The organism is Capsulimonas sp., assembly GCF_039929585.1.
GTDB lineage: Bacteria > Armatimonadota > Armatimonadia > Armatimonadales > Capsulimonadaceae > Capsulimonas.
Genome location: NZ_JBDSQY010000303.1, coordinates 19,802 through 34,049 on the forward strand (window position 1 = coordinate 19,802; position 14,248 = coordinate 34,049).

At 57.6% G+C, this 14,248-nt stretch carries 15 protein-coding genes and 4 tRNA genes; 10 read left to right on the forward strand and 9 right to left on the reverse strand.

The annotated features are described in order from the left end of the window. Positions 1–98 precede the first annotated feature (98 nt). The 3 genes from atpC to atpG all read right to left on the reverse strand — a co-directional run bounded on the left by atpC (position 99) and on the right by atpG (position 2,932). Complete coding sequence (gene atpC, locus ABIZ35_RS23285) at positions 99–512, reverse strand: ATP synthase F1 subunit epsilon (RefSeq protein ID WP_348222324.1); 414 nt, start codon at positions 510–512, stop codon at positions 99–101. Between the two features lie 49 nt (positions 513–561). Then, the gene (gene atpD, locus ABIZ35_RS23290; RefSeq protein WP_348222325.1) at positions 562–1,989 is read right to left on the reverse strand and encodes a F0F1 ATP synthase subunit beta; all 1,428 of its coding nucleotides are present in this window, start codon (positions 1,987–1,989) and stop codon (positions 562–564) included. A gap of 70 nt (positions 1,990–2,059) precedes the next feature. Then, positions 2,060–2,932 (reverse strand): ATP synthase F1 subunit gamma, encoded by an 873-nt coding sequence (gene atpG / locus ABIZ35_RS23295; RefSeq protein WP_348222326.1) that lies wholly within the window; start codon positions 2,930–2,932, stop codon positions 2,060–2,062. A 219-nt stretch (positions 2,933–3,151) separates the two neighbouring features. Here atpG and ABIZ35_RS23300 point away from each other — a divergent pair, with 219 nt between their 5' ends. Further along, positions 3,152–3,607 (forward strand): DUF5658 family protein, encoded by a 456-nt coding sequence (locus ABIZ35_RS23300; protein WP_348222327.1) that lies wholly within the window; start codon positions 3,152–3,154, stop codon positions 3,605–3,607. A 73-nt stretch (positions 3,608–3,680) separates the two neighbouring features. Here the strand turns inward: ABIZ35_RS23300 and ABIZ35_RS23305 are convergent, their stop codons facing one another. The 6 genes from ABIZ35_RS23305 to grpE all read right to left on the reverse strand — a co-directional run bounded on the left by ABIZ35_RS23305 (position 3,681) and on the right by grpE (position 9,942). Further along, positions 3,681–4,559, reverse strand: a complete 879-nt coding sequence (locus tag ABIZ35_RS23305; RefSeq protein WP_348222328.1) for a transglutaminase family protein — start codon at positions 4,557–4,559, stop codon at positions 3,681–3,683. A gap of 95 nt (positions 4,560–4,654) precedes the next feature. Further along, positions 4,655–5,752, reverse strand: a complete 1,098-nt coding sequence (locus tag ABIZ35_RS23310; protein ID WP_348222329.1) for a MoxR family ATPase — start codon at positions 5,750–5,752, stop codon at positions 4,655–4,657. After that, positions 5,745–7,034: a DUF4350 domain-containing protein gene (locus tag ABIZ35_RS23315; RefSeq protein ID WP_348222330.1), complete on the reverse strand. Its 1,290-nt coding sequence runs from the start codon at positions 7,032–7,034 to the stop codon at positions 5,745–5,747. The genes ABIZ35_RS23310 and ABIZ35_RS23315 overlap by 8 nt, the downstream gene beginning before the upstream one ends. Positions 7,035–7,067: 33 nt before the next feature. Continuing rightward, on the reverse strand, positions 7,068–8,126 hold the full coding sequence (locus tag ABIZ35_RS23320) for a DUF4129 domain-containing protein (protein WP_348222331.1): 1,059 nt from the start codon (positions 8,124–8,126) through the stop codon (positions 7,068–7,070). Continuing rightward, positions 8,123–9,145, reverse strand: coding sequence for a hypothetical protein (locus ABIZ35_RS23325; protein WP_348222332.1), 1,023 nt, complete (start codon positions 9,143–9,145; stop codon positions 8,123–8,125). The genes ABIZ35_RS23320 and ABIZ35_RS23325 overlap by 4 nt, the downstream gene beginning before the upstream one ends. Before the next feature lie 47 nt (positions 9,146–9,192). Continuing rightward, positions 9,193–9,942: a nucleotide exchange factor GrpE gene (grpE, locus tag ABIZ35_RS23330; RefSeq protein WP_348222333.1), complete on the reverse strand. Its 750-nt coding sequence runs from the start codon at positions 9,940–9,942 to the stop codon at positions 9,193–9,195. 212 nt (positions 9,943–10,154) lie between these two features. Here grpE and ABIZ35_RS23335 point away from each other — a divergent pair. From ABIZ35_RS23335 to ABIZ35_RS23375, 9 genes are all read left to right on the forward strand, one after another. Beyond that, positions 10,155–10,238 (forward strand) — tRNA-Leu (locus ABIZ35_RS23335). A 35-nt stretch (positions 10,239–10,273) separates the two neighbouring features. Continuing rightward, positions 10,274–10,348, forward strand: a tRNA-Gly gene (locus ABIZ35_RS23340). 86 nt (positions 10,349–10,434) lie between these two features. Beyond that, positions 10,435–11,214 carry an SDR family oxidoreductase gene (locus ABIZ35_RS23345; protein ID WP_348222338.1) on the forward strand — a complete coding sequence of 260 codons (780 nt, stop codon included), beginning with the start codon at positions 10,435–10,437 and terminating at the stop codon, positions 11,212–11,214. Further along, positions 11,166–11,244: transfer RNA gene (locus ABIZ35_RS23350), tRNA-OTHER, on the forward strand. Before ABIZ35_RS23345 ends, ABIZ35_RS23350 begins: the two co-directional genes overlap by 49 nt. A gap of 45 nt (positions 11,245–11,289) precedes the next feature. After that, positions 11,290–12,117 (forward strand): hypothetical protein, encoded by an 828-nt coding sequence (locus ABIZ35_RS23355; RefSeq protein ID WP_348222334.1) that lies wholly within the window; start codon positions 11,290–11,292, stop codon positions 12,115–12,117. A 388-nt stretch (positions 12,118–12,505) separates the two neighbouring features. Continuing rightward, positions 12,506–12,937, forward strand: coding sequence for a hypothetical protein (locus ABIZ35_RS23360; protein ID WP_348222335.1), 432 nt, complete (start codon positions 12,506–12,508; stop codon positions 12,935–12,937). A 19-nt stretch (positions 12,938–12,956) separates the two neighbouring features. Beyond that, on the forward strand, positions 12,957–13,490 hold the full coding sequence (locus ABIZ35_RS23365; protein ID WP_348222336.1) for a GNAT family N-acetyltransferase: 534 nt from the start codon (positions 12,957–12,959) through the stop codon (positions 13,488–13,490). An 88-nt stretch (positions 13,491–13,578) separates the two neighbouring features. Further along, positions 13,579–13,653: transfer RNA gene (locus tag ABIZ35_RS23370), tRNA-Gly, on the forward strand. A 55-nt stretch (positions 13,654–13,708) separates the two neighbouring features. Continuing rightward, on the forward strand, positions 13,709–14,137 hold the full coding sequence (locus ABIZ35_RS23375; protein ID WP_348222337.1) for a hypothetical protein: 429 nt from the start codon (positions 13,709–13,711) through the stop codon (positions 14,135–14,137). Positions 14,138–14,248 lie beyond the last annotated feature (111 nt).

Genomic DNA, 14,248 nt, shown 5'->3' on the forward strand with positions numbered 1-14,248 from the left:
TATTCGTTCGCGAAGAAGGGGAATCCTGCGTGGATTACTCACGCGTGAAAAGGGGTTTGCCAGGCCCCGTCTCCCATGAGAGACGGGGCCGCGTGAAGCTATGCGTTGCGGGAAGCGCGGATGCGAGTTTCGGCGTGCGCGAGAGCCTGTTTGGCTTCGGCCGCCTGGGCGCTGCCAGCGTCGGCCTCGGCCAGCATCTGCCGCGCGACGGCGAGATCCGCCTCCGCACGAGTGATGTCGATCTCATCGATCCGCTCGGCGAAGTCCGCGAGGATCGTCGTGCGTTCGGCGGTCACTTCCATGAAACCGCCGGAAATGATGATGTGCGATGTGGTGCGTCCGTCGGCGAGAGTCACGCGGACCTCGCCGGGAACGAGTTCAGTCATCAAAGGCGCATGTCCGGCAAGGATGCCGAGCTGGCCTTCGTACCCCGGAGCCACCGTGCTAACGACCTGGTCGCTCAGCATGATGCGCTCCGGAGTGACGACGTCGAGTGTGTATTGGGACGCCAAGTGTCTTTCCTCCGTGAGGGCCCGAGAATATTACGAGACCCCGAGCAAACTAAGCGCCGAGCGCCTTGGCTTTTTCCACGACCTGATCGATCGTGCCGCACATCAGGAACGCCTGCTCGGGCAGATCGTCGTATTCGCCTTCGAGAACAGCCTTGAACGACTTCACGGTTTCCGCCAGGCGAACGTACTGGCCGGGGATACCCGTGAACTGCTCGCCGACATAGAACGGCTGGGACAGGAAGCGCTGGATCTTGCGAGCGCGCGCAACAACCAACTTGTCCTCGTCCGAGAGTTCGTCGATACCAAGAATCGCGATGATGTCCTGGAGTTCCTTGTAGCGCTGAAGGATCTGCTGGACGCCGCGAGCCACGCCGTAGTGCTCTTCGCCAACGATGTTCGGATCGAGAATACGCGACGTGGAAACCAGAGGATCGACGGCCGGGTAGATACCGATGGCCGTCAGGTTGCGCTCCAGGTACGTGGTGGCGTCAAGGAACGCGAAGGTCGTGGCCGGCGCGGGGTCAGTCGGGTCGTCAGCAGGGACGTAGATCGCCTGAACCGAAGTGACGGAGCCGGTCTTGGTGGAGGTGATGCGCTCCTGAAGAGCGCCCATTTCCGAGGCGAGAGTCGGCTGGTAGCCGACCGCGCTCGGCATTCGTCCGAGAAGCGCGGACACTTCCGAACCCGCCTGAACGAATCGGAAGATGTTGTCGACGAACAGCAGAACGTCCTGGCCCTGCTCGTCGCGGAAGTACTCGGCCATTGTCAAACCGGAAAGCGCAACGCGAAGGCGTGCGCCGGGGGGCTCGTTCATCTGGCCGAAGACCATGGCCGTTTTGTCGAGAACGACAGCCTTGTTGCCGTTGGCGTCCGTATACTCGGCTTCGCCCATTTCCAGCCAAAGGTCGTTGCCTTCGCGGGTCCGCTCGCCGACACCGGCGAACACCGAAACGCCGCCGTGTTCGGTCGCGATGTTGCGGATCAGTTCCTGGATCAAAACCGTCTTGCCGACACCGGCGCCGCCGAAGAGGCCGATCTTACCGCCCTTGGCGTACGGGCAAAGCAGGTCGATGACCTTGATGCCGGTTTCCAGGACTTCCGTCGTCGCCGCCTGATCCCCAAGAGACGGAGCGCCGCGGTGGATAGGGTATCGAAGACTGGAGTCGACCGGGCCGCGTTCGTCAATCGGATCGCCGAGCAGGTTGAAGACACGGCCGAGAGTCACGTTGCCGACCGGCACGCTGATCGGCGCGCCGGAGTCGACCACGTCAAGACCGCGAGTCAAACCGTCCGTTGAGGACATCGCGATGCAGCGGACGACATCGTTGCCCAGGTGCTGCGCCACTTCGACCGTGATGTTGATGTTTTTGCTGGAATCCGTGATCTTCAGCGCGTTCAGAATATTGGGCAGATCGCCCTTTTCGAACCGCGCGTCAACGACCGGTCCCTGCACCTGTACAATTTTGCCGACGCCCATAATAAAGCCTATTTCTCCTTGTGAAAAACGTTCGCCGTTGATGTTTATAAAATTACGCCCAAAAAGCGTTCTACTTCAGCGCTTCCGCTCCGCCGACGATCTCGGCGATTTCCTTGGTGATCGCCGCCTGGCGCGCCCGGTTCAGGGTGAGCGTCAGTCCGGAGATCATCTTGCCTGCGTTGTCCGTCGCGGCGGACATGGATGTCATGCGCGCGCCGTGCTCAGAAGCAACGCTTTCAATAACCGATTGAAAAACCTGCGTGTCCACGTAGCGCGGCAGCAAGCTGCTCAGGATCTGCTCCGGGTTCGGCTCGAAAATGTAATCGGCCTTCGGTCCTGGCTTCGCGTCCGCAGCGCTTTCGAGCGGCTGGAGCGGCAGGATCTGCACCGTCTGAGGCCGCTGAGTCATCGCGCTGACAAACTGGGTGTAGATCACGTAAAGCGCGTCGATCTCACCGTCTTCGAACAGGCGGCGCGCAGTCCGGGACAGCGTCTGAGCGTCCATGAAACTGATGCCGGTCTGAGGAACCGGGTTCTCGGAAACGACGGAGAAGCCGCGGCGCTTGAAGAAGACAGCGCCCTTCTTGCCGACGCTGACGATCTTTACGTTCTCGGGGCCATAAGGCCGAACCAGTTCGATGGCGCGCTTGATGACGCTGGAGTTGTAAGCGCCGGCCAGGCCGCGGTCTGCGGTGATCAGGATCAGGCCGATCTTCTTCGGCTCTCCCTCGATCTTGCGAAGCAGTGGATGCTGAACGCCGTCCGAGCCGTTGCTAAGGCTCGCCATGACCTCACGCATCTTTTCCGCATACGGACGAGCGGCGCCGACGGCCTCTTGCGCACGCCGCAAACGTGCGGCAGCCACCATCTTCATCGCCTTGGTGATCTGCTGAATATTCTTTGCCGTTCGAATGCGCGCGCGGATTTGACGGGGAGTCGCCATTAAATTACCTCTTCGTGGAGAATGCGCCTAATAATACCTAAAGGCCCCCTGGTTTGTCAATCGTGAAATTTATCACACATTCATTTTTTTGAAAAAATATCCAAACAAATCGCAATGATTTTATTGAGAACATATTAATACGAAAATAGTTCATAAATTTATATAAAACATATTGATATCGGCGGAATTTTCGTATATAATAGAAATCTCAAGACAGCCATGAGCGATGAAGCAGACATGAGCGACCCCACACACGGAGGAACCATGATGAAAATATCGCGCGACGGAATAATTTTGACGGCGATCGGGATCATCGATCTGATGACGACGATCTTTTTGGTGAATTACCGAGAAGCCAGCGAGGGAAATCCCGTGATGGCTTATTACCTGCAACAAGGTATTCCGGTGTTCATCGTCGCCAAACTGGTTCTCTGCCTTGGACCGCTTTATCTGTTGGAGTACGCGCGCCGCCACCGGCCGAAGATGGTAATGATGTCGATGCGTGTCGCCATTGCCGCCTATCTCTGCGCTTATGTCGGCGGCATCTCGCAGCTCAATGACTTCGCCATGCAGGCGCGCAGCCGAAACATATCGATGGCGTGGATCGAGTCCCCGTCCGTGCTGCCGACACATCCCAACGGTCACGAATTCCATGTCGCGAAATCTCTGAAATAGTACGACAGATACTCAAAAAAGGCCGCCGTCACTGTGACGGCGGCCTTTTTTGGATTCTATCCAATTCTCAATCTTAAGCGAAGTGGACTTCGCTGACGCTGACGATCACATCGAGTTCGCTGCATTCCGGCAGTTTGCCGCCGCGCGCCGCGCGAAGCAATCCCTTGGTCGGAGGAACATCGGAATAGTCGCGCCCCGATGCGATCTTGATGTGGCGCTCGCCTACTAAGAGGTTGTTTGTCGGGTCGAAGCCGCGCCAAGTATCCGCGTGCGGAATATAAAGCTCGACCCAGGCGTGCATGGCGTCGCCGCCATGTGTGTTCGGATCCGAGCCGCTGAAAACATAACCCGAAACGTAACGCGCGGGCACTCCCGCCGAGCGGGCAATCGCCAGCATGTAGTGCGCGTAATCCTGACACACTCCCCTGCCCTGCGCGACAAACTCGTCCAGCGGCGTGCTGACATCGGTGGAGCCCGGCATGTATTCGAAACGATCGTAGATGAATTTGCTCAGCGCCTGACCAAATTCGAACACGCTGGCGTGAGTGACTTCCGGAACATCCCAATGGGGTCCCACAGAAACGATCTCCGTCGCGAATAACCATTCGGCCTGGTCACGGCGCAGCAGCGGGTCGCTCAGCATCTCCCAATCGCCGGCGTCAAAGGTTAAGTCTTCAAAGGGATTGGCGCGATGCGTCTCCACCGTGGAAACCGTGGTGAGGGTCAGCGTGTCGTGCGGATCGCCGCGCAGAGTGAAATGATCGACATGTCCCAGCTCCCCGGGCAAGTCGTAATGAAAGAGCGGAGCGCTGGGATCGACCGTGAGTTCATAACTGCGGCAGTCCTGAACTTCAGACTGCGACAGCGGGCGCAGACGCACTTCCATGAAACATTCGCCCGTCAGGGGCGCATCGTAATGAAATATCGTTTTGTGAGAGACTTTCAGGTTCATCGCTGATCTTCCTTGCCTGGCGGAGCCAAGGCTGCCGAGCGACGCTCCATTGCGTTAGGGAAAGAAAATCGCCGCCCAAGGCGGCGATTTCTTGATTATCGGGGGACTTCCAGGCCGCCCAGAATTCCTTCAATGACATTGTCCGCCGTGGCGCCTTCGATTTCGGCTTCGGGGCGCAGCAGCAGGCGATGGCGCAGGACGGCGGGCGCGATCGATTTGACGTCGTCCGGGATCATATAATCACGACCGCGCATGGCCGCGAGCGCCTTGCCGACTTGCAGCAGGGCGATCGACGCGCGCGGTCCGCCGCCCAGCACGAGATGCCGGTGCTCACGGGTGGCGAAAACCAGCGACGAGATATAACGGAACATGGCGTCTTCGACGCGAACTTTCTTAATGACGGCGCGGCAGCGTTCGATCGACGCCGTGTCCGCGACAGACTGAATGTTCGTCGTTTCGAGATCGTTGGAATCGAACCCCTGATGGTACCGGCGCAGGATCGACTGCTCCGCGTCGGGCGGCGGATAGCTGACCAGAATCTTCAGCAAAAATCGGTCAAGCTGAGCTTCCGGCAGTGGATAGGTTCCTTCGAACTCGATCGGATTCTGCGTGGCGAAGACCATAAACACGCCGCCAAGGTCATGCGTTTCGCCGTCCACGGTCACGCGATGCTCCTGCATGGCTTCCAGCAGCGCCGCCTGCGTCTTCGGTGGGGTTCGGTTGATTTCGTCAGCAAGCAGCAGGCCGGTGAAGATCGGGCCGGGCTTAAAGACAAACTCGCTGCTCTTCTGGTCGAAGATCCGGGTCCCCGTAATGTCCGAAGGCATCAGGTCCGGGGTGAACTGGATGCGCTTGAAGTCGGTGGACACGGCGGCCGACAGGGCGCGCACAAGCAGCGTCTTTGCGGTGCCGGGCACGCCTTCAAGCAGAACATGGCCGTCGGCGAAAAGCGCGGCGAGAGCGTACTCAATGGCGTCATCCTGGCCGACAACGGCCTTGTGGATTTCCGCGGTGATGGCGTCGGCCACCCGCTGCACCTCGTTCTGGCCCTGATAGGTCGGAGTCGCCTCCTCAACGGGCTGGACCGGAGGCTGGTAGAAATTCACGGAGTTTTGCGCCTCTGGCGCCGGCGCTCCCCACGGCGAAACGGGCGACGCTTCGGATGCGGAGGAGCGGATTTCTTCGTCAGACAATGCCTAGGTCCTTTCTGATACGATCCATGCGTCTTACTAAACTGAGCAGATTGGCTTCCGGGACGGAGCCGCGATCGATGGCGTTCTCGCAGTCCGCCAGCAGTTGCCGAACATCGGCCAGCGGGACGGAGCTGCGCCGGGCGGCGACGGCCGCCACGTTCTCCAGACTGGTATCCGGGGGCAGCGCGAGACGCCCGGTGACTTCACGCAAAAAGTGCCGATAAATCGTTTCCAGCGCCGTGGCGGACGCCCCTGCGCGCTGGTAAAGATTAGACAGAGACTCCACATATTCCGAGGACGTCCGCTGCGCGTTTTGCATCAGCGGGACTGGAGATCCGAACCGCGATCCGAGCGCGAAGGCGAGTAGCAGTCCGGCCGCCAGGAGCTGCCACAAGGCAAACTGCAGAGGCTGTCCGAGTGCGCTCCAAAGAGTCGCCCCGGAATCGATGACGGCGTCGCCGTGATGATATTCGTCGAACAAAATCGTATCGCCGCGCTTCGCGTGGTGATGCAGCAGATTGTCTAAAAATTCCGCATTGTCGGCGGCGGCAATGTTGCCGTTTGAAGCAAACTGTCCATCGGCAATCACGATCAATCGGCCAGCGCCGATAGGAATAGACGCGGCGACTGACCCATCTTCGTCGCCGAAGAGCCCCAGCCCATCTGGGACCGAGCGGCGGATTCGGACGCCAGACGTCATATGCACACGCAACAAGTCCATCGTGTCACGGGTCATCAGGCGCGGTGCAAAATCCGTTTTGCCGCCGGCTGTGGAACTGGACTCGACAATCACATCCATGGCGTCGCCAAACGTCGTCGTTTTTTCTTTGGAGCCGGCGATCTTACCGGTCGCCAGGCGGGACGTTAATAAAATCAACGTATGCCCGGACTGAAGCCACGAACGCAGCTTCGCGGCGTCCTTCTCCGTCAAACGCGTCGACTGGACAGGGCTTTGGACATCAGTATTATCGTCGAACAGTGTCTGCTGCTGATCCTGGCCGGTGTGAGGGGCGATGCACACCATGACCGGCGCCTTGTTCTTCGACAGCGTACTCCAGTCGCTGCGCATGACCTGGGGCTTGAACCCGCGCTCCTCCACCCAATCGTAGAAGGCCTTGCTTCCCGACTTACGGTCATTGGTGACGGAAGGGTCTACCACTCCGTCGGCGCCGACTTGTCGTGACTTGCCGACTTCATTATTATGCGCGCCGGAGGTGAGGCCGATGGCGATGAAGACAACAAACAAAGCGAAAATTGCGACAAGTTCTTTACTGATGCGCATATCGAAGTCTCAAAAATGTAGAACAGTCCAGCATTATGCGCGCCGCGCCGCCGCAGCCTTTGGCGCATGCAGCCGCTCGTAGTGGTCAAGCGCTTGGCGGTAATCCGAGGCGCCGGCGGTTGCGTATCCATACCACAGGCGGTCGAAATCTCGAGTCAGAGGCAGCATGGCTTGATAGAGGTCCGAGCGTCCGGCGTTCCGAAGCGCCCGCAGATACTCCCAGTTGGTGCGTGAACGGTCGAAGCGCAAAATCCCGTCGGTATCCATCGCCACCAAAGTCGCCAGATACACCAGGCGGAACGCCCCGCGATAATCACCTTCCTTGGCGCGCGCTTCAGCCGCGCCGATCAAGCTGTCCGTATCACGCGCCTCCACCATGGCTTCTTCGGCGAGTTCGCGGTTGCGCTCCACCGCGCCGAAAGATCGGCCGCGGATATACTGCACAATCAAATAAACCAGCAGGGCAAACAGCAGCGCGCCGATTCCGTAGACCAGGGCTTTGATTGCAACCGGGCTGATATTCGCGGCCGGCATCCGCGTGTTCTTTGGAAACAGACCTCGGAACCACTTCGTGAATGCGTTCCACCCTCGCTCCAGGGGGGAAACAGGCGGCAATGGGTCTGATTGGTATTCCGGCCGAGTAAGAATACGGCGCACTTCCACATAAGAAGAGGGCGGATCATCTCCGCCGCCGACATCGCCCACCTTCATACCGCGCATATCCGAGCGCAGCGTCTTCAGCAGCAGAATAATCGGGGCATACTGGGCCGCCCGGGTCTTCATGGGAGCGGCGTCGGCGCTTTGGATAATCGACACGAGGCGGGCGGTCCGTACTTTGACCGCTCCCTGCCCCGGAACGACCACTGTGTCGATCGGTCCCAGCACGCGCGCCGCGTAGGCGTGCGGCGCTTCTGTTCCGTCGGTCTTGCCATGGCGGCTGGCCTCAGAGGCGGCTTCCAGCTTGTGCTGGATTCCGCCGATCGCATTGCGATACTCCGCAACGGGCGCGCCGAAGACGCAAAGCGAGGCCAGGATCGTCAGAACCGCGCAGTTTATCAGGAGAAGTGGAAACATCGAGCGCGAACGAATCATGAGGCGCCTCCCATGGTTCCGCCGACATTGCGCGGCGGAACGCCGCGTCCGCCGGGCTGCTGAGGCCGAGGAGCCGGCGGCGGCGCGGCGGGAACGTGTCCGCCCACACCAGGCTGTAAGTTGAGCGCCGGATACCCCAGATGCTTGGCGCTCAGGGCGATATCGAACGCCTCTGTGCGCACACGCAGGTCGTAGTAAAGCACCGTCATGACGCAAACAACGAACGGCGTGACGATGAGCTGACCAAGACCATCGCCGAGCTCCGAAATCACATGCTCGCGTACGGTGTATCCTCCCACCACGCTGGCGCCGCTCGTGAGCGCCTGCGCGCCAGGCAGGGCCTGTAAAATCAGGGTGAACAGAAACCGGATCGCCATTTCAAATCCGAGGATCATCAGGGCGCCGATCAGCCAGAGCAGAAACAGGGCGGCGAAGACCCGGAACGAGTCGCCGGAAACCAGCGCGCGCGACCGCCCGAGAGCTTTAAAATAGGATACCTTTTCGATCGTGAAGACATGCCCCAGCATCGACAGTAAGGTCAAAGGGAAAACGACGGGTATGACGCAGGCGAAAAACCCCAGCGTCATCAGAACGCCCCAGAAGATACTGGTGACGATCAGAGGAATGATGCGGCGCAAAACAGAGAAGTACGCGCCGCGCATTGTGATCGGCTCGCGCAGATAACGCGCAGATGTCGCCGACGCGAGGACACACAGCTCAAGCGCCATGATCACCAGATAAAGAGGCGCCGCGACTGTCATTCCCTGAGCCAGACCGCTCATCCAGCCGAACATCTGCGACGGATCGTCACCACCCGCGCCACCGCCGCCTCGCATCATACTGCTCATGTCCACGACGCGATGCAGCACCTGGAGATCGATAAACGACGTGAGCACTTTAAACGGAATGGTGATCAGCGCGGCGATCAGCAGCAAGAACGGCAGGTTCTTCTTATAAAGGTCGAATCCCTCGTCGAAGATATCGCCGAGGGAAAGCGGCCGTAAGGTACGTTCGATCATCCGGATTTTCCGCGCCTTCGCACAACCTCTGCATCAATCGACAGTCGTCAGCTTTTTTTCGCGACCTTGACGAGCGTCGGCCGGATAACGCGCCCATTCATCGTATATCCCTTACGGAGTTCCGATGTTACGGTTTCGTCTTCCTGATCGCTATCTTCATCCAGCATGACCGCTTCGTGAAGATCAGGATCGAACTTTTCGCCGACCGCCGCGATCGGCTCCACGCCCTGCTTGTTCAGGGTTTCATGGAACTTGCGCAGGATCGCATCGACGCCGTTCGCCAGCTGTTCGTAGCTTTCCGACTGCTTGGCGGCGTTTGCGGCGAGATCGAAATCGTCCAGCACCGGCAGCAATTCCTTGAGCAGCCGCTCGTTGCCGTCGCGAATAATGCGCAGGCGCTCTTCCTCGCCGCGCCGGCGGAAGTTTTGCAGGTCTGCCAGAGCGCGCAGATAGTTTTCGTTCGACTGCTTCGCCTGTTCCTTCAGCGCCTCCACCTCTGCGCTCGATGCGCCGCTGGGCGCGGCCTGGGGCGTAGGCGTCTCCACCTTCGGCGCCGAAGGAATGACGGCGTCCAGATCGATCACGTTGCCGTTGTCATCGTCGTCATCATCCGCCATCATGCCGCTGATGCCGGCCATCGCGTCGGCAAGTCCGACAGGCGCATCCAGATCGATCGGCGCACGGTCGTCATCGGCGTCATCATCTTCGGGCAGTGTGTGCGCGTTGGCGGCGTCGAACGATTCCGAAAGATCGTCGTGTGTCGCATTGACTTTTATTTTGTGTGTCTTCTCAGCCATGAATCAGTAAAATGACCCCTTAAAAACGAGTACGGCGCGCGCCGAACGCCCCGTGGGAAACGGAACGTCGCGTGAGCCGCCTTCTTATAATACGAGTATACCCTAATGCACGCGGCGCTTTTACATGAAAAATTTTTATGGCCGGGTGTTGACATTTCCCTCCCCTTGGGATATACTCTTCCTCGTCAGCGCACGGTCACCAAAGACGCAGTGGGCGAGTGGTGAAATGGTAGACACGCCAGACTTAGGATCTGGTGCCGCAAGGCGTAGGAGTTCAAGTCTCCTCTTGCCCACCAACCTGTGTCGAGCGCAGCCAAGCAGCAGACAATATGCGGGAGTAATTCAGTGGTAGAATGTCTCGTTGCCAACGAGAATGTCGCCAGTTCGAACCTGGTCTCCCGCTCCACAATATTAAGAAAGCCAGTCGTTAACTCGACTGGCTTTCTTTTATTTGGTTTACATTCTATATACTAGACATCAGATTGCGTAGTGATGCTTGAAGAATATCGATTAGCGGGGAAAACAGCGCTCATCACGGGCGCCAGTCGTTCGAGCGGCATTGGCGCGGCCGTCGCGAGAATACTCGCTTCCTGCGGCGCAAACATCGTCACGACATATTACCGACCTTACGATGTCGCTGTTGGTTTTGGTGAAAATCAAGGCGACGCCGCATTGATCATCCATGAATTACGGTCATCAAACGTTGCAGCGTTTGGCTTGGAGATCGATCTTGCAGATGTGACTGCCCCCAAGACGATTTTTGATCGCGCCGAGCAAGAGATCGGACCAGTCGACATTCTCGTGAATAACGCAACCGTCGACTTTAATCCGACGGATATCTATACTCTGACTCCAGAATTGTTTGATTTGCATTACAACGTCAATATGCGTGGCGCTGTGCTTCTTTGCGCCGAGTTCGCCAACCGACATAACGGACGGCCTGGAGGCAGGATTATCAACTTGACCTCCGGTCAAGGGCTGCATCCGATGCCGGACAACCTTCCCTATGCGATGACTAAAGCGGCGATAGAATGCATGACTACCTGCCTTAGCGTCTCTTTGTCGGCAAAGAATATCACGGTGAATGCTGTCGATCCCGGCGCAACCGACACAGGCTGGATGACAAATGATCTGAAAGAAGACCTGAAACAAACTCTCCTTTACAACCGGGTTGGCATGCCGGACGACGCCGCCCGCTTGATCGCCTTCCTGGCGTCTTCTCAAGCGGAATGGATTACCGGACAAATTCTTCATTCACGAGGGGCGGCGTAAACGTCGCCAGTTCGAGTCTGGTCTCCGCTCCATATATTAAGAAAGTTAGTCGTTAACGACATTAGGTTATCGATCATGAAGAGACTTCCCAAAAGTTTACTCTTGTCGTGTATCGCTGCAATCACCGCAGCCCCCACAGTCGTCGCAAGGCAGTCGGCGGCGAAACCTACACCCTTACCCATCCACCCAATTATCTCTCCAGACGGCGAACTGCTGGGCGCCACTCGTAATGGCAAATGGATATTGCAGGACAAAGCCGCCCGGCTGCTCACGGGAGGCGAGACCTACCATGCCTACAGCATATCCTCTCGCCTGGGAACGGTGCGTGGTGGCAAGCCCGTCTCGATGGACGCCCCCTGCCCGGATCAGATGACAGTCTCCACCCAGCTTCCCGCTGGCGCCGTTATCGGCGTCGGCGGCGCCTGGAACGCCCTGCCCCGCCGTCAGCGAAGCGAAAATACGACACAGCCCATTTACAAAGCGGCGGTCCGAAATGTGCTTATCGCAAACGGCATTCACAGCCCAGTTATCCACATTGACCAGATCATCCGCTGCGACCTGGACGGAGATAAAACCGACGAAGTCCTGATCAGCGCGCACCGATACACAGATAATGATCGCGGCTTCCAGCCGATGCCAGCGGGAGGCTATTCCCTCATACTGATGCGCAAACTCGTTCGTGGCAAGATCAAGACCTCAATAGTCACGGCCGAGTTCTACCCAAAGCCCAAGCCAGAATCCGCGCCGCTGACATACCATATCGACGGCCTGTACGACCTTATGGGCAATGGCAAAATGCAGATCGTCATCGGATGGCGCTACTACGAAGGCTCCGGCATGGATGTTTACACTCTCAGCGGCGCGGAAGCCCATCAAGTTCTCAGCTCTGGCTGCGGCGCGTAGCTTAATCGGACGAACACAAGCAGCTGTACGTAACTCTGCCCGGAAACGACCATCCGTCATGACACGCACAACAATCCAACTCGCATGCGTGGGGGCGTTTGTCCACAAGATTGTAAATTCTTTGCTGCGCCGGCGGCAGCCAGTCTCTCTCCATTCGGTGGTCCACGGCTAATACCCGAGCCGTTCCAAGGAATAATACACAGATCATTGCGAACATGGCCGTGTATTTCAGCGCGGTATTCACCCATTTGTCGTCCTGTGTTTGAGAAATTCCCCTCACTAAAGCGACCTCCCTTCATCACCATGTATTCGTCCATTATACAGTGATTACGAGATCTTGGCGTTTAGCCCACTACACATGGTAAAATTGCATTAGGAAGTCACGACAATGCAAAACTGTCCCGCATGCCAACGAAGATTGATCTCGCACATCAGCCCGCGCTGTAATTGGTGCGGTCACGAAATTCAAGACGCCGCTTACCAAGTAGAGGCGGAGGCGCGCCGGCAGGCGCACGCCATCGAGCAGGCGCAGCATGACGCTCAGTCGCGTCAGTGGTTCCAGAATACCGTGGACGCCTACGCCCCCAGCGGGTTTGGCGGCCTCGGCGTCAATGTCCCGATGGGAACGATGCGCCGCACTCACGCCGACATTCAGCAGGAAGTCCACATGCGCCTTGCCGCCGAAGCCGCGATTGCCGCAGCCACCCAGGCGCGCCTTGCCCAGGAAGCGGCCTACGCCAAAGCCGAGGAAGAACGCCGCGCGAAAGAGCTGGAAGAAGCCAAGGCGGCCGACGATCGGTTTCGCCATCTGGAGCTGTGACGATTGGTAGTATCGATCAATGGAAAATCAAGGCGCCGTGACAGTACGGACTGCTTTTCATGAAGATATTTCGCTGCTAACCGAATTGAGCACCACAACCTATCGCTCCACTTTCGCACAACACTACATACCCGAAGATATGGAAGCGTATCTGACGGAAAATTTTTCCGAGGAAAAACTGGAGCAGGAGTTCTCCGATCCCCTCGCAACATTCTTTATTGCCGAACTGTCTGGCAAACCTCTTGGATATGCAAAACTTCATATGGGGCAGCCGGACGCCAGCGTGACAGGCTCGAAACCCATGGAGTTGGAACGCTTGTATGTTCTCCCAGAGGGTATCGGGCGCGGCATAGGCCCCCGATTAATGCAGGAGTGCGTCGAGACAACCACCGGCCGAGGCTTGGAAACTTTGTGGCTGGGCGTATGGGAGCATAACCATCGAGCGATACGGTTCTATCAAAAATGGGGCTTTGAAGAAGTGGGCATCCATATTTTTCAACTCGACGGCGAGGCGCAGACCGACCTCATCATGCAAAAATCTCTGGTACACTGAACAAGAAAGATTTTTGCGCCTGCCCGCCCCAAACGGTTGACAACAGCGTTTGTGACGGGGTATAACTACGAACGTCAGACAAACATACGCGGGAGTAATTCAGTGGTAGAATGTCTCGTTGCCAACGAGAATGTCGCCAGTTCGAACCTGGTCTCCCGCTCCATAACAAAGAAAAGCCGGTCGCAATTGCGACCGGCTTTTCTTATTCAAAGGTCTCCATGCATTTCGGTCAGATTTTCGCTCAGCGCATTCAATCCGGCGAAGATCGCTGGACAGTGATACAAGATTTTATCGACCATTGGTACAGTCCAGGCTTCTATGATCAGGGAAACTCTGACCAGGAAATCGATCAGGCAGAGGCCCGTCTTGGCTTGAAACTGCCAAACGCGCTGCGTACTCTGTATACGCGCCTGGGAACAACTCTGGATCAGCTGGCGCCGGTGAACAGCTTTAGCTCGCTAGAGACGCTGAAACTTGTTGACGGATTGCTCATCATGAGACACGAAGCGCAATGGGTCGTTGTCTGGGGTATCCAAATAAACGATCTTCTCTTGGAAGACCCTCCCGTGTATTTGACCGAATATAACAACGGCCACTTGAACCGGGAACGATTCTTACAAAACTCGAAAACCGGTAGTTGTCAATAGTTTTGAGACGTACGAGTACATAATTTTTAACTTGTTATTGTTGTGTTCCCTTCCTGCGACGTATTATTCTTTGGCGGGTTGATCCAGGCAGCCGAAGGCACGGCCGGTGGC

Excerpts from the sequence above, each read along its gene's own strand:
- atpD (WP_348222325.1), bottom strand. The coding sequence starts at position 1,989 with ATGGGCGTCGGCAAAATTGTACAGGTGCAGGGACCGGTCGTTGACGCG.
- atpG (WP_348222326.1), bottom strand. The coding sequence starts at position 2,932 with ATGGCGACTCCCCGTCAAATCCGCGCGCGCATTCGAACGGCAAAGAAT.
- ABIZ35_RS23300 (WP_348222327.1), top strand. The coding sequence starts at position 3,152 with ATGAGCGATGAAGCAGACATGAGCGACCCCACACACGGAGGAACCATG.
- ABIZ35_RS23305 (WP_348222328.1), bottom strand. The coding sequence starts at position 4,559 with ATGAACCTGAAAGTCTCTCACAAAACGATATTTCATTACGATGCGCCC.
- ABIZ35_RS23315 (WP_348222330.1), bottom strand. The coding sequence starts at position 7,034 with ATGCGCATCAGTAAAGAACTTGTCGCAATTTTCGCTTTGTTTGTTGTC.
- ABIZ35_RS23320 (WP_348222331.1), bottom strand. The coding sequence starts at position 8,126 with ATGATTCGTTCGCGCTCGATGTTTCCACTTCTCCTGATAAACTGCGCG.
- ABIZ35_RS23325 (WP_348222332.1), bottom strand. The coding sequence starts at position 9,145 with ATGATCGAACGTACCTTACGGCCGCTTTCCCTCGGCGATATCTTCGAC.
- grpE (WP_348222333.1), bottom strand. The coding sequence starts at position 9,942 with ATGGCTGAGAAGACACACAAAATAAAAGTCAATGCGACACACGACGAT.
- ABIZ35_RS23345 (WP_348222338.1), top strand. The coding sequence starts at position 10,435 with ATGCTTGAAGAATATCGATTAGCGGGGAAAACAGCGCTCATCACGGGC.
- ABIZ35_RS23355 (WP_348222334.1), top strand. The coding sequence starts at position 11,290 with ATGAAGAGACTTCCCAAAAGTTTACTCTTGTCGTGTATCGCTGCAATC.
- ABIZ35_RS23360 (WP_348222335.1), top strand. The coding sequence starts at position 12,506 with ATGCAAAACTGTCCCGCATGCCAACGAAGATTGATCTCGCACATCAGC.
- ABIZ35_RS23365 (WP_348222336.1), top strand. The coding sequence starts at position 12,957 with ATGGAAAATCAAGGCGCCGTGACAGTACGGACTGCTTTTCATGAAGAT.
- ABIZ35_RS23375 (WP_348222337.1), top strand. The coding sequence starts at position 13,709 with ATGCATTTCGGTCAGATTTTCGCTCAGCGCATTCAATCCGGCGAAGAT.